The organism is Vibrio sp. SCSIO 43097 (assembly GCF_023650755.1).
GTDB classification, from domain to species: Bacteria; Pseudomonadota; Gammaproteobacteria; order Enterobacterales; family Vibrionaceae; genus Vibrio; species Vibrio alginolyticus.
Map to the genome: position 1 here is coordinate 2494748 of NZ_CP071840.1, position 23496 is coordinate 2518243.

General features: G+C 45.6%; 24 protein-coding genes and 1 tRNA gene. 12 read left to right on the plus strand and 13 right to left on the minus strand.

What is annotated here, in order from left to right; translation table 11 throughout:
- The first annotated feature begins 3 nt into the window (after positions 1–3).
- From J4N40_RS12075 to J4N40_RS12090, 4 genes are read left to right on the plus strand one after another with little or no spacing between them, the layout of a single operon-like run.
- Positions 4–1191 carry a beta-ketoacyl-[acyl-carrier-protein] synthase family protein gene (locus J4N40_RS12075; RefSeq protein ID WP_213903594.1) on the plus strand — a complete coding sequence of 396 codons (1188 nt, stop codon included), beginning with the start codon at positions 4–6 and terminating at the stop codon, positions 1189–1191.
- Positions 1184–1648: a hotdog family protein gene (locus J4N40_RS12080; protein WP_047009504.1), complete on the plus strand. Its 465-nt coding sequence runs from the start codon at positions 1184–1186 to the stop codon at positions 1646–1648. The genes J4N40_RS12075 and J4N40_RS12080 overlap by 8 nt, the downstream gene beginning before the upstream one ends.
- Positions 1645–2370 (plus strand): 3-oxoacyl-ACP reductase FabG, encoded by a 726-nt coding sequence (fabG, locus tag J4N40_RS12085; RefSeq protein WP_005388326.1) that lies wholly within the window; start codon positions 1645–1647, stop codon positions 2368–2370. Before J4N40_RS12080 ends, fabG begins: the two co-directional genes overlap by 4 nt.
- Positions 2367–3590 (plus strand): beta-ketoacyl-ACP synthase, encoded by a 1224-nt coding sequence (locus tag J4N40_RS12090; protein WP_005382295.1) that lies wholly within the window; start codon positions 2367–2369, stop codon positions 3588–3590. The genes fabG and J4N40_RS12090 overlap by 4 nt, the downstream gene beginning before the upstream one ends.
- A gap of 185 nt (positions 3591–3775) precedes the next feature.
- Here J4N40_RS12090 and J4N40_RS12095 read toward each other — a convergent pair.
- Positions 3776–3852, minus strand: a tRNA-Arg gene (locus J4N40_RS12095).
- Between the two features lie 203 nt (positions 3853–4055).
- Here J4N40_RS12095 and folD point away from each other — a divergent pair.
- A complete protein-coding gene (gene folD / locus J4N40_RS12100; RefSeq protein WP_054702170.1) occupies positions 4056–4916 on the plus strand; it encodes a bifunctional methylenetetrahydrofolate dehydrogenase/methenyltetrahydrofolate cyclohydrolase FolD in 861 nt (286 codons plus the stop codon).
- 68 nt (positions 4917–4984) lie between these two features.
- On the opposite strand, the gene J4N40_RS12105 is transcribed toward folD, so the two are convergent.
- The 4 genes from J4N40_RS12105 to J4N40_RS12120 all read right to left on the minus strand — a co-directional run bounded on the left by J4N40_RS12105 (position 4985) and on the right by J4N40_RS12120 (position 8776).
- A complete protein-coding gene (locus tag J4N40_RS12105) occupies positions 4985–6184 on the minus strand; it encodes a NupC/NupG family nucleoside CNT transporter (protein ID WP_170897202.1) in 1200 nt (399 codons plus the stop codon).
- Between the two features lie 257 nt (positions 6185–6441).
- Positions 6442–7386 carry a LysR family transcriptional regulator gene (locus J4N40_RS12110; protein ID WP_005382299.1) on the minus strand — a complete coding sequence of 315 codons (945 nt, stop codon included), beginning with the start codon at positions 7384–7386 and terminating at the stop codon, positions 6442–6444.
- An 88-nt stretch (positions 7387–7474) separates the two neighbouring features.
- Entirely contained in the window at positions 7475–8446 is a 972-nt protein-coding gene (locus J4N40_RS12115) for a lytic murein transglycosylase (protein ID WP_005388330.1), read from the minus strand.
- A 48-nt stretch (positions 8447–8494) separates the two neighbouring features.
- Complete coding sequence (locus J4N40_RS12120) at positions 8495–8776, minus strand: YcgL domain-containing protein (protein WP_005382303.1); 282 nt, start codon at positions 8774–8776, stop codon at positions 8495–8497.
- A 197-nt stretch (positions 8777–8973) separates the two neighbouring features.
- On the opposite strand from J4N40_RS12120, the gene minC reads away from it, so the two are divergent.
- The 3 genes from minC to minE are packed head-to-tail and all read left to right on the plus strand — an operon-like array spanning position 8974 to position 10732.
- A complete protein-coding gene (gene minC, locus J4N40_RS12125; protein WP_005382304.1) occupies positions 8974–9636 on the plus strand; it encodes a septum site-determining protein MinC in 663 nt (220 codons plus the stop codon).
- A gap of 17 nt (positions 9637–9653) precedes the next feature.
- Entirely contained in the window at positions 9654–10466 is an 813-nt protein-coding gene (gene minD / locus J4N40_RS12130; RefSeq protein WP_005388331.1) for a septum site-determining protein MinD, read from the plus strand.
- 2 nt (positions 10467–10468) lie between these two features.
- Positions 10469–10732, plus strand: coding sequence for a cell division topological specificity factor MinE (minE, locus tag J4N40_RS12135; RefSeq protein WP_005388332.1), 264 nt, complete (start codon positions 10469–10471; stop codon positions 10730–10732).
- Positions 10733–10809: 77 nt separating this feature from the next.
- Here minE and rnd read toward each other — a convergent pair whose 3' ends face one another.
- The 7 genes from rnd to yoaA form a co-directional block, all read right to left on the minus strand.
- A complete protein-coding gene (rnd, locus tag J4N40_RS12140; RefSeq protein ID WP_031777213.1) occupies positions 10810–11928 on the minus strand; it encodes a ribonuclease D in 1119 nt (372 codons plus the stop codon).
- Between the two features lie 79 nt (positions 11929–12007).
- Positions 12008–13699 carry a long-chain-fatty-acid--CoA ligase FadD gene (gene fadD / locus J4N40_RS12145; protein WP_033906908.1) on the minus strand — a complete coding sequence of 564 codons (1692 nt, stop codon included), beginning with the start codon at positions 13697–13699 and terminating at the stop codon, positions 12008–12010.
- Positions 13700–13805: 106 nt separating this feature from the next.
- Positions 13806–14660, minus strand: coding sequence for an alpha/beta fold hydrolase (locus J4N40_RS12150; RefSeq protein ID WP_047102882.1), 855 nt, complete (start codon positions 14658–14660; stop codon positions 13806–13808).
- A gap of 6 nt (positions 14661–14666) precedes the next feature.
- Positions 14667–15224 (minus strand): Slp family lipoprotein, encoded by a 558-nt coding sequence (locus J4N40_RS12155; RefSeq protein WP_005382214.1) that lies wholly within the window; start codon positions 15222–15224, stop codon positions 14667–14669.
- Between the two features lie 41 nt (positions 15225–15265).
- Positions 15266–15571: a hypothetical protein gene (locus J4N40_RS12160; protein WP_005382213.1), complete on the minus strand. Its 306-nt coding sequence runs from the start codon at positions 15569–15571 to the stop codon at positions 15266–15268.
- 60 nt (positions 15572–15631) lie between these two features.
- On the minus strand, positions 15632–16333 hold the full coding sequence (tsaB, locus tag J4N40_RS12165; protein WP_033906910.1) for a tRNA (adenosine(37)-N6)-threonylcarbamoyltransferase complex dimerization subunit type 1 TsaB: 702 nt from the start codon (positions 16331–16333) through the stop codon (positions 15632–15634).
- A 29-nt stretch (positions 16334–16362) separates the two neighbouring features.
- A complete protein-coding gene (yoaA, locus tag J4N40_RS12170; RefSeq protein WP_250654263.1) occupies positions 16363–18303 on the minus strand; it encodes a DNA repair helicase YoaA in 1941 nt (646 codons plus the stop codon).
- Between the two features lie 218 nt (positions 18304–18521).
- Between yoaA and purU the strand changes: the two genes are divergently transcribed.
- Positions 18522–19355 (plus strand): formyltetrahydrofolate deformylase, encoded by an 834-nt coding sequence (purU, locus tag J4N40_RS12175; RefSeq protein ID WP_005382206.1) that lies wholly within the window; start codon positions 18522–18524, stop codon positions 19353–19355.
- Positions 19356–19669: 314 nt separating this feature from the next.
- Here purU and J4N40_RS12180 read toward each other — a convergent pair whose 3' ends face one another.
- Positions 19670–20266: a VOC family protein gene (locus J4N40_RS12180; RefSeq protein WP_250654264.1), complete on the minus strand. Its 597-nt coding sequence runs from the start codon at positions 20264–20266 to the stop codon at positions 19670–19672.
- Positions 20267–20486: 220 nt separating this feature from the next.
- On the opposite strand from J4N40_RS12180, the gene argS reads away from it, so the two are divergent.
- From argS to J4N40_RS12195, 3 genes are all read left to right on the plus strand, one after another.
- Positions 20487–22220, plus strand: coding sequence for an arginine--tRNA ligase (gene argS / locus J4N40_RS12185; RefSeq protein ID WP_005388349.1), 1734 nt, complete (start codon positions 20487–20489; stop codon positions 22218–22220).
- A gap of 104 nt (positions 22221–22324) precedes the next feature.
- A complete protein-coding gene (locus J4N40_RS12190; protein ID WP_250654265.1) occupies positions 22325–22753 on the plus strand; it encodes an HIT family protein in 429 nt (142 codons plus the stop codon).
- 150 nt (positions 22754–22903) lie between these two features.
- On the plus strand, positions 22904–23425 hold the full coding sequence (locus J4N40_RS12195) for a YqhA family protein (RefSeq protein ID WP_042523163.1): 522 nt from the start codon (positions 22904–22906) through the stop codon (positions 23423–23425).
- Positions 23426–23496 lie beyond the last annotated feature (71 nt).

The window sequence follows — 23496 nt, forward strand, 5'->3', positions numbered from 1 at the left end:
AATATGCCTATTCGCTCTTCTCAACCTTTGTATATTCAGGCCTGTGGCTTTCACTCTGCCATGGGACAAGATGATGCGCTCATCCACCAGTGTTTATCGGGAGCGAAGCCATCCAACATGGTGGTTGACCGAGATATTTTAAATTCAGGCCGCCAAACAGTAATCGGTCGAATCGCACAGACGTTACCGCAATTACCACCCGCACTCAGCCAGTTTGATACGAGAAACAACCGCCTCGCACTTTCGGCTTTGCAGCAAATCGAAGGCGACGTGCGTGACGCCATTGCTAAATATGGTCGTGACCGTATCGCAGTCGTGATCGGCACCAGCACATCTGGCATTTCAGATGGCGAAATCGCATTTGGTGAAAAGCTGGCAAAGGGTAATTTTCCTGCCGACTACCATTACACCAAACAAGAGCTTGGCAACTGCAGCGATTTTATTGCCGCCTACTTTGATTTGAGCGGCCCACATTACTCAGTTTCAACCGCCTGTTCTTCTAGTGGGCGTGTCTTTTTAACCGCGCAACGCCTGATTCGCTCTGGCATTGTTGATGCGGTTATTGTGGGTGGTGTGGATACCATTTGTCGCCTCACACTAAACGGCTTTAACGGTTTAGAAGCTCTATCCGATACCCTTTGTAAGCCGTTTGACCAACATCGCAACGGCATCAATATCGGTGAAGCCGCAGCATTAATGTTGCTAAGCAAAACACCTGCGCCCGTTGCTCTTCTCGGAGCTGGCGACAGCTCAGACGCACACCATATTTCCGCACCACATCCAGAAGGGTTAGGCGCAGAAGAAGCGATGAAAAAAGCGTTGGCCAATGCAGGACTTACAGCGCAAGACATTGGTTACATCAACGCGCATGGCACAGCAACGCCGTTAAACGATGCGATGGAAAGCAAAGCCATTCATCGCTGCTTTGGTGACTCCGTTCCCGTAAGCTCGACAAAGCCACTTACCGGACACACATTAGGCGCAGCAAGTGCAACGGAAGCCGCGATCGCTTGGCATATTCTCAAGTACAACCTTGATTTGCCAATACAACACTGCGAAACCAAGGCAGACGATATCCATATATCGTTAGTTGAGACGCCAACCAAACTGGGTAACAAAGCGATTCTCAGCAACTCTTTTGCTTTTGGTGGCAATAATATTAGTCTTATTTTTGGTTACGCTCATGACTAAACTTCCTCCCATCGAACAACTTTTGCCACACGACAAACCAATGATCTTGGTTGATCGTGCTTTGGATGTTCAACAAGATACGATTCACTGCCAGGTTGATATCGTAGAACACAACCCGTTCTTCGACTCAGCCTCTCAAACTGTGCCAGCTTACGTTGGCATTGAGTTTATGGCGCAATCTGTCGCGGCGTGGTCTGGTTACCACGCATTAATGAAAGAACAAGCGCCACCGATTGGCTTTTTGCTTGGTAGCCGTCGATACACGTCTGAATGCGATGCGTTTTCTCGCGGACAGGTGCTCGATGTGTATGCTGAAAAAGTTATGGAAGATAACGGTATGGCGGTTTTTTCAGCCCGTATTGAGCTACAAGGAACTGTTGTAGCGACTTGCCAATTGAACGTTTACGTTCCATCAGAAGAAAAATTACAAGAAATGAAAATCAGGAGTCAACAATGACCCGACAAGTCCTCGTTACAGGTGCCAGCAAAGGCATCGGTAAAGCCATTGCCGTTCAATTAGCCAAAGATGGTTTCCAAGTCATTGTCCATTACATGGGCGATCAACAAGGCGCGCAAGACACCCTAAACACCATCGAACAGCATGGTGGTAGCGGTCGTCTTATCCAATTCGACATCAGTGACCGTGCAGATTGTCGTGAGAAGCTAGAAGCCGATATCGCCGAACACGGCGCTTACTATGGCGTCGTAAACAACGCTGGCATCACAAAAGATACCGCTTTCCCTGCGATGACCGAAGAAGAATGGGATGGTGTGATTCATACCAACTTAGATAGCTTCTACAACGTTCTTCACCCTTGTGTTATGCCAATGGTGCAAAAGCGCAAAGGAGGCCGAATTGTTACCCTTGCATCAGTCTCTGGCCTAATGGGGAATCGTGGTCAAACTAACTACAGCGCAGCGAAAGCGGGCGTAATTGGTGCAACAAAATCACTCGCTCTTGAACTGGCAAAACGCAAAATTACCGTAAACTGCGTTGCTCCAGGGCTTATCGACACAGGCATGGTAGACGAACACGTGAAAGAACACGCGATGCCGCAAATTCCTTTGCGCCGCATGGGAGAGCCAGAAGAAGTTGCTGGTTTAGTCAGTTACCTTATGTCTGACATCGCAGGCTATGTAACTCGCCAAGTCATTTCGGTAAACGGAGGCCTAGTATGAGCCGTCGAGTTGTTGTAACCGGAATGTCAGGCGTGACTGCGTTTGGTAACGATTGGCAATCTGTCGAACCAAAACTGCGTGACTGCCAGAACGCGACGCAATACATGCCTTCTTACGAACAGTATGATGGTTTGAACACCAAGCTCGCGGCACCAATTTTAGATTTTGAACTGCCAAAGCACTACAAGCGCAAGCAAGTACGCGGCATGGGGCGTGTTTCCAAATTGGCGACCGTCGCAACAGAAAACGCACTAAGCCAAGCAGGTTTGATTGGTAACGACGTGCTAACCAACGGTCAAACGGGTATCGCATACGGCTCATCAACAGGCAGTACCGACGCAATCGGTGCATTTGGTGTCATGCTAAATGAGAAAACCACTAAAGCGATCACCGCAACGACTTACGTGCAGATGATGCCGCATACTACGGCAGTGAACGTTGGTCTATTTTTCGGTTTGAAAGGCCGAGTGATCCCAACCAGCAGTGCATGTACTTCTGGCAGCCAAGCAATCGGCTATGCCTACGAAGCGATCAAACACGGCTACCAAACGGTGATGGTTGCTGGTGGCGCTGAAGAATTGTGCCCAACGGAATCTGCTGTCTTCGATACCCTTTTTGCCACCAGTCTGAAGAATGAAGACCCGAAAAGCACACCAAGACCTTATGACTCCGATCGCGATGGTTTGGTGATTGGTGAAGGTGCGGGAACGCTAGTTCTGGAAGAGTACGAACACGCCGTCGCTCGTGGCGCGAAAATCTATGCAGAAATCATCGGTTTTGCCAGCAACTGTGATGCCGCACACGTCACTCAACCACAGATGGAAACCATGCAAATCTGTATGGAAATGGCTTTGCAAAACGCGGGGATTCCTGCTGAGAAGATCGACTATGTATCTGCTCACGGCACTGCCACCGACCGCGGCGATATTGCGGAAAGCAACGCAACAGCGAATGCTCTGGGCAAAGTGCCAATAAGTTCACTCAAGAGCTACTTTGGCCACACACTAGGCGCCTGTGGCGCGATTGAAGCGTGGCTAGGTTTAGAAATGATGCACACAGGCTGGTTCAACCCAACGCTCAACCTAAAAAACCTCGACGAGCAATGTGGTGATTTAGACTACATCGCCGGACAAGGCCGAGAGCTGGACGTGAAATATTTGATGAGTAACAACTTCGCCTTTGGCGGCATCAACACCTCCATCATCTTTAAAAAGATGTAATGCCCTTAGTAAATGCAAAAGCGCTGGTTAACCAGCGCTTTTTTGTTGGTGGCTATCCAGATTGCTAGAAATTGCAATGGCTAGAATGCCATTCAAAAGTTGTAGATAGAGTGGCAATTACAGCCAAAAACCTAAAAACGACAAAGCCCCGACAACTCAAAGAGTTATCGGGGCTTTTGAATAAATGGCACGCCCTATTGGATTCGAACCAATGACCACATCCTTAGAAGGGACGTGCTCTATCCAGCTGAGCTAAGGGCGCGCTACAGGGACAGGATTATACGAGTTCAAACGGGTAAATCAACGGGTTTTCATAACATTCTGATCTGAATGCCTAAAAAAAGTCCATTAAAACGCTTAATGTTCAAAAACACCACAAAGCAAACGTTTGCGTATGGATGTTGATAAGAAATTCTGCGACAATGCGCCGCAGATAATCTGCCTTCTTAATTTATAAGGAAAGTCATGACTGCTCAAAATATAGACGGAACTCTCATTTCCCAAACTGTTCGATCCGAAGTGGCTGCACGTGTTAAAGCACGTGTTGAAGCTGGGCTACGTGCTCCTGGTTTAGCAGTGGTTCTAGTTGGTGAAGATCCTGCTTCTCAAGTTTATGTCGGTAGCAAACGCCGCGCATGTGAAGAAGTTGGGTTTGTTTCTAAGTCTTTTGACCTTCCTGCGTCTAGCTCAGAAGAAGAGTTACTAGCGCTGATTGATGAATTAAACAACGATGATGAAATTGACGGCATTCTAGTGCAATTACCCCTTCCTGCAGGTATAAACACAACACATGTTTTAGAGCGCATTCACCCAGAGAAGGACGTGGATGGCTTCCACCCTTATAACGTTGGCCGTCTTGCGCAACGTATTCCAAAGCTTCGCTCTTGCACGCCAAAGGGCATCATTACCCTACTCGACCGTTACAACATTGAGCTACGTGGTAAACATGCGGTTGTGGTTGGCGCATCAAACATTGTTGGTCGTCCAATGACACTTGAGCTGCTGCTTGCGGGCTGCACAACAACAACATGTCACCGTTTTACCAAAGACCTAGAGAGTCATGTGCGTCAAGCTGACGTTGTCGTGGTTGCGGTTGGTAAGCCTAACTTTATCCCTGGTGAGTGGATTAAAAAAGGCGCAGTGGTGGTCGATGTCGGTATTAACCGTCTTGACTCAGGCAAACTAGTTGGCGACGTGGAATACGACAAAGCACGTGAAAGTGCGAGCTTTATTACTCCTGTTCCTGGTGGAGTTGGCCCAATGACCGTCGCAAGTTTAATTGAGAACACGATGCTCGCTTGCGAACAGTTCCACACAGACAAATAACGTAAAGCTTCAGATACGAAAAAGGCTCCGCAAGGAGCCTTTTTGCTAATTGTTGATATCTATTTCAATTACAGACTTAAAATCACACCCGCAATCGAAGCGCTCATTAAGTTCGCCATGACACCAGCGATAATCGCACGGAAACCATGCTTAGAAACAAATGCACGCTTTTCTGGTACCAATGAGCCCAACCCACCAATCAGCATCGCCATGCTTGAGATGTTTGCAAAGCCACACAAAGCAAACGTCACGATTGCTTGTGAGTGTTCACTAAGTTGAGACTTCACTTCTGCAAGCTGGATGAAAGCGACGAACTCATTCACCACAATCTTGTTACCAATCAGCGAGCCTGCTGTGGTTGCTTCTTGCCATGGTATACCCAACAACCAAGCGACTGGCGCAAACACAAAACCTAGGATGAGCTCAAAACTTAATGGTGTCCCGATAAGATCACCTATCCAGCCTAACATGCCGTTTAGCATTGCAATGACACTAATAAACGCCAGTAACGTACCACCGACCGATACAGCAATGCGTACACCCGCCATGGCACCATCGGCTAATGCTTCTACTACGTTGGTTGCACGTGGAATTTCAACTTGGCTAATGTCGATATCTGCTACTTTATCCGTATCTTCTGGCATTAAAATTTTTGCCATCAACAAGCCGGCAGGTGCCGACATAAATGCAGCAGCAATAAGATAGTTGAGGTCGACACCCAGTGATGCGTAACCAACCAACGTTCCGCCAGCAACTGACGCTAAACCACCTGTCATAACTGCAAAGAACTGCGAGTCAGTCATGTGTTTTAGGTAAGGCTTTACCATTAATGGTGCTTCAATGGTACCAACAAAGATATTCGCCGTAGCAGACAAAGACTCAGCACGACCGATACCCAGCAGCTTTTGAATACCACCACCGATAAAGTTAATGATTTTTGGCATCACACCAATGTGATAAAGACCTGAGATAAGAGAGGAGAAGAAAACGATGATACCCAGAACATTGATCGCAAAGGTGAAGCCCCCTGTCGCCAAATTACCGAATAAAAACGCAATGCCCTCTTGACCATAGTTGATCAAATTCGACACAACACTGCTCACTGAATTCAGCGCATCTCTTCCTGCTGGTACATATAAAACCAACAACGCAAACAGTACCTGCAAAGCAAACGCAAACGACACCGTTTTCAGCTTTATATTTTTTCTATTTGTAGAAAGTAGCCATGCTAGGAATAGTATGGCTACGATACCAATAATTGAGTTCATAAAATGAATCCGACAGAAGGGGGATATGGAAGGCACTGGATTGTATAGCGGACTCAAAATGCTGCAAGTTGAGGATGTTAACAGTGTGAAAAGTTTAAGCGACCAATAACTGACCAACAAAATAACCAATTGAATTTATTGAAGATAAACGTTTGCTTATTTTAATTGTTTCCATATGGAAAATATGTTTCTGATTCAGGAAAAATTTTTGTGAAGTGAATCACCTTATGTGTCGTTCTACAACGTCATTGATCCTGTTATTTAGGAATAGAGATGTAAGGCGCCAAACGTTGGTCCCAATGACAAGGGTTGCCGATCTTCTGTTTGATAAAGTTAATCACTGCGGATATTTTTTTTGGCATATGCTGGCGGCTTGGGTATACCGCATAAAACGGCATCGACTGGCTGGCTTTCCAGTCAGGTAACAGCTGTATTAACTTACCCGTTCTAAACTCATCCCCCAGCAAGTAAGTGGCAAGGTAGGCAATACCCCAACCTGCAATAGCCGCATCCCGAACGGCTTCTGCCAGATCCACTGAATAGTTACCCGAGACTTTTACATTCAATTCTTGCTGATCTTTGGTAAACGCCCACCCCGTATAGTCACGCTCCCAGCTTCTGTATATGAGGCAGTTGTGAGCAGATAGGTCATCCGGTTCTGCTGGCGTGTCATGTTTCAATAAGTAATCTGGCGATGCCGCAACAACAAACTGGCAATCCGTCAAACGCTGCGCAATGTAACCTTCAGGCAAATGCTCGTTGTTGGTTACCCATAAATCGAGCCCTTCGGCTAACATATCGACCTTATAGTCAAACAGATGTACTTCCACTTGAAGTTGAGGATACAGTTCGCGTAACTCTTGAATCGCTGGAATAATGTGTAAGGTACCAAATGATTGCGACAACCCAAGACGTACCAAACCTGCCACTTCATCCCGCTGGGTTTCCATCTCTAATGTGGCGCTGCTCACCGCTTGTACCACTTGCTCACAGTGATGAAAAAAGGTTTTCCCTGCCTCAGTCGGCGTAAAGCTTCGCGTAGTGCGTTGAACAAGCTTGATACCAAGAGACGCTTCTAACTGACTCAACTGTTTACTCACATGAGACACCGACACGCCTAAGCTCTTTGCAGCAGCTGTGAAGCTTTTGTGTTTAAGAAGAGCGGAGAAAATCACCATTTGTGCGGCACGTTCAGATAACACGCTTTACCTCGATTTGGTTATAGAAAAAACAAAGGGCTCCGAAGAGCCCTTGTATTGAAGACTGAATGCCAAATTGTTTGATGGCAGATCAGTATTTAATGCGGTCAGCCAAGTGACTCACAGCAAGTGCGAAGTAGTAAGAGCGGTTCCACTTCATCAATACGTTGTAGTTATTGTAAACCAGATACGTACGACCATTCTCGTCGTCCGGCATGATCAACCATGCTTTGATGTCTTCATCCAGTTTTGGCAACGGGCTACCGTCATATTTTGTGATACCTAATTGGCTCCACTCTTGAAGGTATTTGCCTTTTTCAGCCGTGCGCCCTTCTAGGCTGCGATCAATATTTTTAGGAACCTTAACTTGGCGACCCCAAGTATATTTATCATCCCAACCAGACTTGCTCAAATAGTTAGCGGTTGATGCAAACACGTCCGCTTCAGATTGCCATATGTCTTTTTTACCATCACCGTTGCCGTCAGCAGCAAAACGAAGGAAAGAGCTTGGCATAAACTGGCATTGACCCATCGCACCAGCCCATGAGCCTTTAAAGTTCTCTAGCTCAATATGGCCTTGATCGAGGATCTGAAGTGCCGACATAGTCTCTTTACGGAAAAACTCTTCACGACGGCCTTCAAATGCCATTGTGGATAGTGCATCAATCACTTTAAAGTTGCCGGTAAACTTACCAAAGTTACTTTCAACTCCCCAAAGCGCCACAATAAAGCGCGGGTGGACACCGTACTCATCGCCTATACGCTTTAGCTCGGTGTAATGCTCTTTGTAGAGTTGTCTGGCTTGCTTCACCTTCCATTCAGGCACCGCGCGAGGAATGTACTCATCCAATGTCAGTTTCTTTTCTGGTTGGTTTCGGTCCGCTTTTACTGCTCGCGGCTTGTACTCAACATTAGCAAAAGCAGCACTAATGACCTGCTCTGAGATACCTTTATCACGAGCTTCAGCACGCAGCTTATTCAAGTATTCATCAAAACCCTCGCTACTTGCAAAAGCCGAGGTACACATACCAACGCTAAGCATGGTAGCCAGTATCTTTTTCATATTGCCCTCCTTGAGCAAGGCAGAAATCCCAGATGAAAAACGATGACGTTATTCGCCTTTCTGCTGGGCTTTTTGTTCTTTGTACTTTTCTAATAGGTTCTCCGGCGGCGGTGGAACCTGAAGAAAGAAGCCATCATTTTGTAATGAAGCCTTCACTTTTTCGATATCAACTTGTGCCAATTTACGGCCATCAAGTTTAATCGTCATGACAGCGATAGGCTTACCGAACATCTGCATTAAGGTGTCAGGAACCTGTGAAAAATCATCCTTTTTCGGAATATAGAGATAAGTACCTTCTTTTTTCGAGCTTTTATAAATAGAACAAAGCATGACACGCCTTTTATGCTGATTTAGCCGCGTTGAGTGCGGATTAGGTTGTAAACGTCAAATTCTCGCAAACTTAATAGCAAATTTGAGATTAATTCACCTATTTGCCCACGAGAGAACTTGCTGCGTCAAAGGATGAAATATAACATGACATACCTAGTTTAAGGCAACGCTCTTTCAATAAAGGCAAGAAGTCCACGATGACCCATTCACCAGACCTTAAAGGTAGCAGTTTTACATTGTCAGTTTTACACCTTTCTGACAATGAGATCGCAAAGACTGTCGAATTTTTGCAAGAAAAAGTTTCTCAAGCACCTTCTTTTTTTGCATCCGCGCCTTTGGTAATCAATATAGCAAAAGTACAAGGCGACATTGATTTCCCTAAGCTTAAACAAGGCATCTCAGATGCCGGTTTTATTCCGGTCGGTGTAACGGGCTGTAAAGACAAGCGTGTACAAAACCTTGCTTCCGAAGCTGGCTTCGCCATTATGTCGGCGAGCAAATCGCCAAGCCAAGCACCTGCCAAAATGGCACCAACGAAAGTAGTTCGTACGCCTGTCCGCTCAGGACAACAGATCTACGCAAAAGATGGTGATTTGGTGGTGCTAGCGCACGTAAGTGCAGGTGCTGAAGTCATTGCTGACGGCTCTATTCATATCCATGGCACACTTCGAGGTCGTGCGATTGCAGGAGCAAGTGGTCAGCAGGAAGCGCGTATTATTTGCCACGATTTACAAGCAGAACTGGTATCCATTGCGGGTGACTACTGGTTAAGCGATCAAATTGAAAGCGAGTACTGGCAAAAGAAAGTAATGATCAGTAAAGCCGATGAATCATTACATTTAGAAGTTCTCGCGATTTAATCTAAAAAGGAAAAAAAATGGCACGCATTATTGTAGTAACGTCTGGTAAAGGTGGCGTTGGTAAAACCACTTCAAGCGCAGCCATCGCCTCTGGTCTAGCTCTTAAGGGAAAAAAGACCGCGGTGATCGATTTTGACATCGGTTTGCGTAACCTCGATCTAATCATGGGCTGTGAGCGCCGCGTCGTGTATGACTTTGTAAACGTCATTAACGGTGAAGCGACATTAAACCAAGCGCTGATCAAAGATAAGCGCACGGACAACCTATTTATTCTTCCTGCTTCTCAAACTCGTGATAAAGACGCACTGACAAAAGATGGTGTTCAGCGCGTATTCGGCGAACTTGATGAAATGGGCTTTGATTTCATTATTTGTGATTCACCAGCAGGTATCGAACAAGGCGCGTTAATGGCCTTGTACTATGCCGATGAAGCCATTGTCACAACGAACCCAGAAGTCTCTTCTGTGCGTGACTCTGACCGCATTCTCGGTATTTTAGATTCTAAGTCACTGCGTGCAGAACAAGGGCTAGAGCCAGTAAAACAGCATCTGTTACTGACTCGCTACAACCCATCTCGCGTCACTCAAGGCGAAATGCTAAGCGTTGAAGACGTAGAGGAGATCTTACATATTCCACTACTGGGCGTGATTCCAGAAAGCCAAGCCGTGCTTAACGCGTCAAACAAAGGTGTGCCAGTCACTTTTGACGATAACACCGATGCGGGTATGGCTTATTCTGACACCGTTGATCGCTTATTAGGCAATCAGGTTGAATTTCGTTTCCTTACTGAGGAGAAGAAAGGACTCTTTAAACGACTCTTTGGAGGCTAGACATGTCATTATTAGAATTTTTCCGTCCACAGAAGAAAACTTCTGCGAATCTAGCTAAAGAGCGTTTGCAAATCATTGTCGCAGAGCGCCGCAGCCAAAATGATCCTGCGCCGTCTTACTTGCCTCAATTAAAAGAAGACATCTTGAAGGTGATCAGCAAGTACGTGGCAATTGATCCAAATATGGTTGACTTAACATTTGAGCACAAAGACGACGATATCTCAGTTCTTGAGCTGAATGTGAAGCTACCAGACGAAGAAAAGTAATCAGTTTCTCTCGCAAGACGAATGCTCTAATTAGAACGAAAAAGGTTGGCATCGAGGCCAACCTTTTTCATCTTTCATTACTTTAATGCTTTGTTCATCTTGTCGCCGAGTAAATCCAAACGCCACCCTTGCATCAAATCAGGCAATACTTCTGGGTCACGATCTTTTTTCCAAACCCAACTGATCAACTGATTGATCTGCTTTTTAGAGGCAAGGAACTCCGTGGCTAAACCTGACTTCTGCGAAGCCGATTTCACCAAGTCTTTCATATTTTTGAAGACCTGCTTGTAACCCGGATAGTCCATTAAACGCTCAATTTTCGCAGGATACTCTTCAGAAGGTGTTTGCTTCGCTTGTTTAACAATCGCGGCAATCTTCGCGCCATGGCGGTTAATCGCTCGGATATCAATATCTTCTGCTTCCATCTTCTTAAAGTTCGTTAAACCAAGACGAGCGACCGTTAATAGATCACCTTCTTTGAAGATAAAGTTCAGCGCTAAATCTCGTTTGATTGCTTCACGATAACGCCACGTCGCCAATGGCTTTAAAATCGCCAGCTCAGAAGGTTTTAATTGCCAAGCGCCCTTAATATCAAGGTAGGCATTCTCTTCATTGGTTACGCGAATACGTTTCGAAACGAGTAAATCACTTTCTTGCTGTACAGCTTCCCACCAACCTGCTTGCGTCACCTTATCGAACAGCTTTTCGTATAACGGTAACAAGTAATGAACATCTGCGGCAGCATAATCTAATTGCTTTTGTGTCAGTGGACGAGCCATCCAGTCGGTACGTGATTCACTTTTGTCGAGCTCTACGCCTAAATATTCTTCCACCAGCGATGCGAAGCCTGTCGATAGGCCGTGACCGAGAAAAGCGGCCATCAGCTGCGTATCCACCATAGGGAATGGTGTACAACCAAAAGCGTTTTGGAAAACTTCTAAATCTTCACCACATGCGTGCAGCACTTTTAGCACAGAAGTATCTTTTAATAGCGCTACAAACGGCGTCATATCCGTTAATTCAGTCGGATCAATCAGCGAGAGGCGATTACCATCGAAAAGCTGAATCAGACCTAACTGCGGGTAGAAAGTGCGAATACGAACGAATTCGGTATCCAGCATCACTACGTCTGCCTCTCGGGCATGAGTGCAAACCTCTTCTAGGTCTTTGTTTTTAGTAATAATTTGATAGTTCACATACTTCTCGCTATAAAAAATGCCAGCAAAACGCTGGCATTCTATCATTTTTTAAATCTCTCGACTCGACGAAATCGGCTTATGCGCTTTTCTTCGCAAGTTCAGCGTCATTCTCTTCGCGTAAAACACGACGCAAGATCTTACCGACATTGGTTTTAGGTAAGTCTTCGCGGAATTCAACCAACTTCGGAACTTTGTAGCCAGTTAGGTGTTCTCGACAATGCGCGATCACTTCGTCTTTGGTCAAGCTCGGATCGCGTTTCACGACATAAATCTTCACTAATTCACCAGACACTTCATGCGGCTGACCAATAGCAGCAACTTCAAGTACTTTGCCGTGTAGTGCTACAACGTCTTCGATTTCGTTCGGGTAAACATTAAAGCCTGATACTAAGATCATGTCTTTCTTACGGTCAACGATATGCAGGAAGCCTTCGTCATCGAACTTAACGATGTCGCCAGTTGATAGCCAGCCGTCTTCGTTAATCGTATCTTTCGTTGCTTCAGGTCGTTGCCAGTAACCTTGCATAACCTGAGGACCACGAACTTGAAGTTCACCAGTTTCAGTATTCGCAAGAGCGTTGCCTTCTTCATCCACGATACGAACTTCTGTTGATGGTACCGGCAGACCAATAGAGCCATTGTATTCAACAAGATCATGCGGATATGCCGCCACCAACGGAGAACACTCTGTTAGACCGTAACCTTCGAGCAAGTAGCAACCCGTGGTCTTTTGCCATCTTTCCGCCACTGAGCGCTGCACTGCCATGCCGCCGCCAACAGCTAAACGTAGATTACTGAAATCCAACTCATGGAAATCTTCATTATTGACCAATGCATTAAATAAGGTATTCACGCCCGTAATCGCAGTAAACGGATGCTTTTGTAGCTCTTTCACGAACCCTGGAATATCTCTAGGGTTGGTAATAAGTAAGTTACGACCACCCATTTCGACAAACAGCAGACAGTTTACGGTAAGAGCAAATACGTGATACAGCGGTAACGCTGTCACGACTAATTCACGCCCCGGAGATAAAACCGGTCCGTACGCGCCTTTTGCCTGTAGAACGTTCGCAATCATGTTGCGGTGAGTCAGAATCGCACCTTTCGCGACACCTGTCGTCCCCCCCGTATATTGCAGGAATGCAATGTCATCCCCAGACATAAACGGTTTAACGTATTGTAGACGACGACCTTTGCGCAGTGCTTTGCGCATTGAAATTGCGCCCGGTAGATCGTACTTAGGAACCATACCTTTTACGTATTTCACCACGAAATCGACAATCGTACCTTTCGCACGTGGCAGCATTTGGCCAAGACTGGTTAACACTACGTGTTTGACTGGTGTTTTATCGACGATTTGTTCTAGTGTATTCGCAAAGTTAGACACAATCACAATCGTCGTCGCACCTGAGTCATTCAATTGGTGTTCAAGTTCACGAGGAGTGTAAAGTGGGTTAACGTTTACGGCGATACAACCTGCACGCAAAATACCAAATAATGCTACTGGGTATTGCAGTAAGTTTGGCATCATCAGAGCAACGCGGTCACCCTTTTGCAGTTTTAACTCGTTTTGCAGATACGCTGCGAATGCGCGACTACGCTCTTCCAATTTACGGAAGGTCATAACCGAGCCCATGTTCATGAATGCTGGTTGGTCTGCATATTTTTGTACAGACTGTTCAAACATTTCTACCAAAGACTCATATTGCTCTGGATTAATGGTTTCAGGTACGTCACTTGGATAACGTGAAAGCCATGGTTTATCCACGATGTTACTCCTCGTTTATAACTGGCTAAAAAATAGCGTCCTTTTTATTTTGAAAGCTATTACAGCACAGCGAACGTGCTTGAGCACGCAACTCTCAAACACTTGTTTAAATTTTGTTAACTACACCAAGAATTCGCGTTGCGACCTCGAGTATTTGCTCTAAATGACAGTGATGACCACCCTTGACAGAAACCACTTGCGGTGGGTTCTCTCCCCAATCAGCTTGGTTAGATGGTAAATTCTGAAATCCTTGATCGCCTAATACAATCAAATGAGGACAACGTATTTGGCTGGTAATCGAGTTAGCATGCGCTTGCGCCATTCGGTAAAGCGACGCACATTTTAACTTGGCGTCATGCCGCCAATACCATTTATCTCCTCGCTGCTCTGTTCCACGCTCGACTATCGGTAGAAGCTGCTCAGCGGTTAATTGGTTGGCTTGCATGCGTAATTTTAACGCCAGATCGAAGGAGGCAATGGCTCGCTCTGGCTTGTTTTGCTGTCTTATTCGACTTAAAACGCCATCGCGAAGACGAGGCAAACTGTTAATAGGCTCTTCAGTAAGAGGTCCTGCTCCCTCAATTTGCACAAGACCTTCGACCTGCTCTGGAAACGCAGCACTATAGCAACTTGCGATTAAAGCACCAAGTGAATGCCCTACTAATATCAGTCTGTTTGGTGATAATTCGTCCAAAAACTGATACAAATCGGCAATATAGTCGTGAAAGGGGTAATAATTATCGTGAGATTTATGACTCGATAAACCGTGACCAAAATGATCGATGGCGAGGAGGTGTAAGTGAGGATTAAGTTGGTTCAACTGCTCCATGAGCGCTTTAAAGCTGCCCGCATTATCTAACCACCCATGAAGAAAAACGACTGACAAGTCAGCCGTTTTCTCGTTCCCTATCTCAAGGGCTGCCATTTTGCCGGCAGGAAGCTCGAATTGACGCTCATGCATCGCAGATTATTTGACCTGTTTTATCACTTTACCGTCTTGTGGGAAATCATTACGCCACATGCGGCAGTTAATCGAGTAACATGGGTAAAAGTAGGTTGGCGAGTCATACATGCGTACACGTTCTTCAATTTTCCATAAACGGTACCCTTCCCCCTTAATTACCGGGAAGATGTAACCGTGCTCACCGATCTTTCCTTCTTCTTCCCCTGCTCCTTTGCCTACAACCGTCACCAAACGGCCTTCACTAAAGGCGACAGGCTCTAAATAGCCATCAAAATAGGCGACAAAACGCCCCGTAGGCTCTTCATCAATATCAGGTTTACCAGACTTACTGATAGGAAGGTTTACAATCTCTAGACGCGTTTTATCTTTAAAGTTATCCACTTTAGCGATGATTCCACCAAGGCGAACATCTTCACTCACTTGCCCCTGAGACTCAGCAAAAGCTTTATAGTCTGTAACGACCAATTCTGTGCTTGCATTTAGCTCCTCTGGCAACGAGCTACACGCAGACAAACCAACCGTAGCAAATAATGCGAGAAAAAACCGTCCAAAAACCTTCATAAACCACCTTTCAATATTAGTAACCCCAAGCTGGGGAGATCTCACACGTAAATATCGACACCAAGTAATTGAGCCAGTTCCTCTTTTTTAGCTCGATTCATGACATCCATGTACTGCTCCATTGCTTTACGTGCGCCCCCTTCAGGAAGGTCATATTGCACTTGAGCTCGGTGAATTTGGGACTCATCCACGTGTTTTATGGAGTGCGCCACGGCGTTAGCAACCTTTGAAGGCTGACCTACAGGCTGCTTTGTTTGTGATTTATTTACCGGCTTCTTTTGACTGGCTTTATTAGTGCGATTTGCACCGGGAATCAAAGAAGGAGGCAAGCCATTAATCGACGCCATAGCACTCCATAAAAATACAGGGCAAACGCCCTGCTTTTTGTCAGGTTAATGAAAAACGGACTATTCGCGACCAGGAAGTTTTTTCCATGTCACATTATCACGTAAATAAACAGGGCTCGAATCTTCGACCGGCACGGTATTACCCTTTTTAAATTCTTGTTCAGCAAGAATCACAATGTCTTGTGAATCAGGGTACAGAACGTCACCATGCGTCAAATTAAACGGTAGGTCTGCTAATACTTCTTGGTAAGCATCCCAACCAGTACCTGCTGTCGTCCACGTTTTGTCGTCTGCTTGTGCTTCTTCAACGAGACGTGCTGGTGGAATTACGCACTCTGCATCCATCTCTGCCCACTCACCGTTTGCTTGGCGAGTGTAACGTGCCCAGTAAACTTCACCCATACGTGCGTCAATAGCCACAGCGACATCGGTCACACCATGTAAGCGATAGCTACCTTGAGCCATTGCAGCCAGCGTTGAAACGCCGATCATAGGTAAGTCAGCACCGAACGCCAAACCTTGTGCGATACCAATACCGATACGAACGCCAGTAAAGCTACCTGGACCACGTCCAAACGCTAACGCATCCAGCTCTTGTAGAGTCAGGCCAGCTTCTTTGAGTACTTCATCAACCATTGGCAGTACTTTTTTGGTGTGATCGCGTGGTGCAACCGCGCTACGTGAAATCACTTGATCATTAGCCAACAACGCAACTGAACAGTTTTCAGTCGCTGTATCGATAGCAAGAATTTTTGCGCTCATTTAACTCTCTACAACTCTCATTTATTGGGTTATGCCTCAGCACTTGCGTCTGTGACAGATTGTTCTGCTTTCAGGAATGCTTTGATTCCATCTAAGTCTCGCGTCCTTGGGATAGGTGGTAGACTTCCGAGGAAAATACCACCATAGTCTCGCGTGACAAGGCGATTATCACAAATGATCAACGCACCGTGATCCTTCTGATCTCGAATTAATCGCCCGACTCCCTGCTTTAACGTAATCACTGCATCCGGGATTTGTACTTCAGCAAATGGTTCACCGCCACGTAATCGACAATCCTCGATACGGGCTTTGAGTAACGGATCGTCAGGGGCGGTAAACGGTAATTTGTCGATAATAACACAGCTCAGCGCATCACCTCTAACATCAATCCCTTCCCAGAAAGCGCCCGTCGCCACGAGTAAAGCGTTACCCAGTTCCATAAACTCCGCCAAGGTTTTCTGCTTACTCATCTCCCCTTGCATTAACACAGGCAGCTCAAGTACTTCTCGGAACTTCTCACCTAGTTCACGCATCATGCTGTGCGAGGTACATAAAAAGAAGCAGCGACCATCATTTTCTTCAATCACCGGAGCAAGCATTCGGACTAACTTATCCGCTAAGCCGTTACTGTTTGGCTCTGGCAAATACCTTGGCACACAAAGGCGCGCTTGTTTTTGATAATCAAAGGGGGACGGCAGAGAAAATTGCTTTGTAGGCTTGAGGCCAAGGCGCTCAGTAAAGTGCTTGAAGTCGCCCGATACAGCTAGGGTTGCTGACGTGAAAATCCACGCGCCTTGTTTAATCTCTATTTGCTCATGGAACTTGTCCGCGACAGAAAGAGGCGTAATGTGCAGAGCGAAATGACGAGGTGAGGTATCGTACCAGTATGAGTAACCGGTAATATCGACATCACATACCCGGTCGATACGGCCTTTGATCAAATTGGCTCGTTCAAAGGCCGTATCCAGTAATTGACTGCGCCCTAAAGCTATTTTGAGTACATCAATCGCCAATTCGAGGCTGTCAGTTAAGCGCAATAATTCTCGCTTAATAGAACCTGATTGCAACGCCTCACGCCAGTTGCCACGAAAGCCTGGCTCACCCAATACAATCCGCATGTCCATTGCGCTTTGCATGAGTTTGTCGCCCACTTTTTGCAATTGACGCATATCTTTGGCTTCGGTGCGATAGGCTATTTCAATGTCTTTGGCAAGATCGTGAATTTGGCGGCTTGAAACTGACTGGCCGAAATATTCGCTCGCAATATCTGGCAACTGATGAGCTTCATCAAAAATAAACACATCGGCTTCTGGAATCAGTTCACCGAATCCTGTTTCTTTGATCGCTAAATCAGCAAGAAACAAGTGATGGTTCACTACAACAATGTCGGAATCCATGGCTCGCTTACGCGCTTTCAATACAAAGCAATCAGTGTAGCTCGGACATTCTTTACCTAAACAGTTATCATTGGTTGAGGTGATAGTCGGAATGATCATGCTGTCTTCTGGCAGATCATCACAATCACCAAGGTCACCTGTTTTGGTTTCTGATGACCAAGCACGCACTTTAACCAGTTGAGTTAATAACGTCGGGTCAGATTCATTAGTGTGGCTTTCGACCATTTGGCGGCTCAAACGATCCAAACACAGATAATTAGAACGCCCTTTTAATAACGCCACTTGGCCATAAAAACCAAGCGCATTGACCATGAGCGGTAAGTCACGATGGTACAACTGCTCTTGCAAGTTTTTCGAGCCTGTACTGATGATCACTTTTTTACCGCTTAACAGCGCAGGGACTAAGTAGGCGAAGGTCTTACCGGTTCCGGTTCCTGCCTCCACCACCAACTGGGTTTGATCTTTGATCGCACAGCTGACGGCTTCCGCCATATCGATTTGTGGCTGACGAGCTTGAAAGCCAGGAATGGCCTTACCTAACGCGCCATCAGAGGAAAAAGTTTTTGCGATCATGCTTGGTATTGAGTTTGAAAAATTATCGAGAGTATATCAGAGGAATAGGAGTGACATCAGCCCACAATCTGACCAGCTTGCGGCGACACGCGGATATTTTGTTGAAACCAACGTAAGAATAGATTATTTATGGTGAAACATGGCAGTACAGTTACACCCGCCAGGGAATAATAACAAATTCGTACGCTAAAATATTAATGCATGGAAGTACCTGATTTATGGAAAAGAAAACACTGTTGACCCACTGTTCTGACGCCCCGGGTCTCATCTCGAAAATTACTAATATCTGTTACAAGCACCAACTCAACATCGTTCACAATAACGAATTTGTTGATAATACCAGTGGCCACTTTTTCATGAGAACGGAGTTGGAGGGGTACTTCAACGATCAAACGTTTCTTGCCGACTTGGACCAAGCTCTCCCGCAAGGTGCTAAGCGTAAATTGGTTGGCTCTCGCCGTAAGCGCATCGTCATTCTCGTCACAAAAGAAGCGCATTGTTTAGGCGATATTCTGATGAAAACCTACGATGGAAGCCTAGATGTTGAGATCGCCGCTGTGGTGGGGAATTACGACAAACTGCAAACTCTCACTGAGCGCTTCGACATTCCTTACCACCATGTGACCCATGAAAACCTTAGCCGTGAAGAACACGAGCAGAAGATGCTAGAAGTGATCGATCAATACGATGCTGACTTTTTGGTGCTAGCTAAATACATGCGCGTATTAACGCCGACGTTTGTTGAGAAATATCACCACAAAATCATTAATATTCATCACAGCTTCTTACCTGCTTTTATTGGCGCGAAGCCATATCAACAAGCTTACGATCGCGGTGTGAAAATCATCGGTGCAACAGCACACTTCGTGACTAATGATTTAGATGAAGGGCCGATCATCAAGCAAGACGTAATTCCTGTCGACCATACATTCAATGCCCAAGATATGGCGCAAGCGGGACGCGATGTAGAGAAGAACGTATTGAGTAAGGCTTTGAATAAAGTGATCAATGACCACGTCTTTGTTTACGGCAATAAGACGGTTATTCTTTAAATTCGCAGCTGATTGCTAGCTGCTAAAAACGCGTAATTTGAGAAGGCATTGTCTTTTCGTTACGCGTTTTTTATCTGTCGGTGGATGTTTTATTGAAGTGCTTGTAAGAGATTCCCGACTACGCTCCTTCGTCGCTTTCGGGAATGACGTAAATGAGGCATGAGCATGAAAGCTAATTAGTACGCATCACTTAACCAAACGCAAACAACTCAAGCGCGTCATTCCGACGAGCTTAAGCGAGATCAGGAATCTCATATCCGCACACTGTGAGTTTAAGTGACCCCTCTGACTAACAGCGCACGACGTAAAGCAAGTTACGCCTGCTCAGACTCCACAATACGCTTAAGTGAATGCGGGTGCAGCTTGATACAAATGCCTTGGTACTTAAACGCCACTGTTGGGTTATTCAAGCGTTCGCCATCCCCTTTCGGGCTCGACAGTTTGATCTTCACACCTAGCTCTTCCAACTCATTAAAACGCGCGCCAAACGCTGGGTAAGTGTGTTTCAAATCAGCAAGAAACTCGTCTGCAGTTTCGGCATGAGACGGAATCACAAACTCCACATGTTCCCAGCTTTCATTTGGGTAGATTTTGCCTTCCGCAGGGTATGGCAGTTCCAGACACTCAATCTTCCAACCACGGCTTTCCAACGCTTTGTCGAATTCGATAACGATGATTGGACGACCGTTGATTTTCGCTTGTGAAATCACCTTACCGTATTGATTCCATGCTTCATGCGCGGCTTTTGCTGTTTCAGTATCATTAATTCGCAGCGCAATATGGTCAGCTTGAGCAAAGCTCAGATCCAGTTTTAACAGGGATGCAAGCTCTTCAATCTTCGCCATAAATTCATCCAGATCTTGGATCATCAATTTAGGCGCTAGGCGTTTTTCAACTAGTTGAGTCGTCATTGTGGCTCTCTTATGGGGCGATTTATCTCATTACTCTGAGCGCAATAGTAAACGCAAACTAAGCCACATTTCCATTCAATCGAAAAAGTATAAATTTCCCCAATTCCTCTCTGTATGAAAAGCAATAAAGTTGTTATCATTAGCCCCATTTTTGTGAACTCCAACAGAACTCGGCACTTATTTCGCCGAGTTCTTCGTCCTTGAATTGAAGGAAACGCGTGTGAATATCCAAGCACTTATTAATGACAAAGTATCTCAGGCTCTAGAAGCCGCTGGCGCACCTGCAGGCAGTCCTGCGGCAGTACGCCAATCAGCAAAGCCACAATTTGGTGACTACCAAGCAAACGGCGTAATGGGCGTTGCTAAAAAACTGGGTACTAACCCACGAGAATTTGCACAGAAAGTACTGGATGTTCTAGACCTAGATGGTATTGCGAGCAAGACAGAAATCGCTGGTCCTGGTTTCATCAACATTTTCCTAAGCGAAGAGTTCCTAGCAAAACAAGCGGAAGCAGCACTGGCTGATTCACGTCTTGGCGTTGCGGCAGACGAAGCTCAAACTATCGTTGCTGACTACTCTGCACCAAACGTTGCTAAAGAAATGCACGTTGGTCACCTACGTTCAACCATCATCGGTGATGCGGTAGTACGTACTCTTGAGTTCCTAGGTCACAAAGTGATCCGTGCGAACCACATCGGCGACTGGGGTACTCAGTTCGGTATGCTTATCGCAAACCTTGAACGTGTACAACAAGAGTCTGGCGAAGTTTCTATGGAACTTGCGGACCTTGAAGGCTTCTACCGCGAATCGAAAAAGCTGTACGATGAAGATGAAGACTTCGCAGTAAAGGCGCGAAACTACGTTGTGAAACTGCAAAGCGGTGACGAGTACTGTGCAGAAATGTGGAAAAAACTCGTTGATGTAACCATGATCCAAAACCAGCGCAACTACGACCGTCTAAACGTGTCACTGACTCGTGACGACGTAATGGGCGAGAGCATGTACAACGACATGCTTCCTAAGATCGTTGCAGACCTAAAAGAACAAGGTCTTGCCGTTGAAGATGATGGCGCGCAAGTTGTATTCCTAGATGAATACAAGAACAAAGATGGCGAACCAATGGGCGTTATCGTTCAAAAACGCGATGGCGGTTTCCTATACACAACAACAGACATCGCATGTGCAAAATATCGTTATGAAGAGCTAAGCGCAGACCGTGTGCTTTACTTCATCGACTCACGTCAACACCAGCACCTAATGCAAGCTTGGACAATTGTTCGTAAAGCAGGCTACGTACCTGAGTCAGTATCTCTTGAGCACCACGCGTTCGGCATGATGCTTGGTAAAGATGGTAAGCCATTCAAGACTCGTGCGGGTGGTACCGTTCGTCTTGCCGACCTTCTAGATGAAGCAGAAGTTCGTGCAGCACAACTGATCGAATCTAAAAACCCTGAACTAGATGCGGAAGAAAAAGAGAAGATCTCTAAAACAGTTGCAATGGCAGCGGTTAAATACTCTGACTTATCTAAACACCGTACGACTGACTACGTGTTCGATTGGGACAACATGTTAGCGTTTGAAGGTAACACAGCACCATACATGCAATATGCATACACTCGCGTAGCTTCTATTTTCGCTAAAGCTGGTGTTGCTATGGACGCTCTCCAAGGTGACATCAAAATCACTGATGAGAAAGAGAAAGCACTTATTGCTAAACTTATGCAGTTCGAAGAAGCGGTTCAATCTGTCGCTCGCGAAGGCCAACCGCACATCATGTGTAGCTACCTATTCGAACTAGCAGGTCAGTTCTCTAGTTTCTACGAAGCGTGCCCTATCCTAGTTGCTGAAGACGAAGCTGTGAAACAAAGCCGTCTGAAACTAGCAGCGCTAACAGCGAAGACCATCAAGCAAGGTCTGTCTCTACTAGGTATCGATACTCTAGAGCGTATGTAAGCGATTCTAGAATCGAGACGATTTAGAAAGGTTGGCGTGAAAGCGTCAACCTTTTGTTTTATCTGGCGTATACTGATGTCATTCAATTCAAATCGGATAATATAATGAGTTTTGAACTGCACCCTCAATTGGCAAAAGACACTACCGTTATCGGTCACTTCCCACTGAGTGTGGCACTTCTGCATAAAGACAATGCCGTGCCATGGGTTATTTTGGTACCTAAACGTGCAAACCTAAAAGAGCTTCACCACTTGCCAATGCAAGAACAGCAACAGTTTTTGCTAGAGTCTCAAGCGGTAAGCCAAGCACTGGAAGCAACATTCCGTCCAGACAAGCTAAACCTTGGCGCACTAGGTAATATGGTGCCACAGCTGCACATTCACCATATTGCTCGCTTCAAAGATGACGTAGCATGGCCGGGACCGGTTTGGGGGAACACCAAAGGTGAATTCCGTACAGAAGAAGAGCAAAACGAATTGCTTGGTCGCATTAAAAATGTGCTGTCACTGAGCTCTATTTTCCAAAAAGCATAAGCACTGCTAGCGAAAATAATTCGCCTTTGAATACGGCTGAAATAGACAGAGAAAGATTAATACGTATTTGTAACAATCTTTCTCATTTTTCTGGGATTATCACTAAAATAAAACTTGTTTAGACTACCAGCTCAGTTAGAGAGGGTCATCATGAAACAAGTCTTCAACACATTCCGATACGTCAGCTGGATCGCCATCATCTGTTCTATGGCTGCTTCATTCTTGCTTTTTCTTATGGGTGCAGCAAAAACCTATTCAGCATTTGCGGTCTTCATTCTCAATCAAACACCTCCAGAAGCACTCGCACATTTAGATAAAGCAGACATCGCGATCGCTTATTTGATCAAGTCACTGGATACGTTTCTTGTCGCACTAGTTTTGTTCATCTTTGCTCACGGCATCTACACACTATTTATTTCCAACAAAGCTAAAGCGAAAACACAAGAGCAGTCGGTTTTGCATTGGATCAGAACCCCAAACATCGGCCATCTAAAAAACATTTTGGCTGAAGTCATCATCGTGATCTTGTTTGTGAAGTTCTTAGAGCTCGTGCTGATTAACTTCGACAGCTTAGATTGGACGATCTTAACATTACCTATTTCGATTTTAGTTTTAAGTCTTGGTTTAAAGTTCCTAGGGTTAGGCGCAACTAAACACTCTGAAGAACATTAATTTCGCTGTATTCACAAACAATAACCAGCAAAATAAAAGCCGCATCATTGCTGATGCGGCTTTGTCGTTTT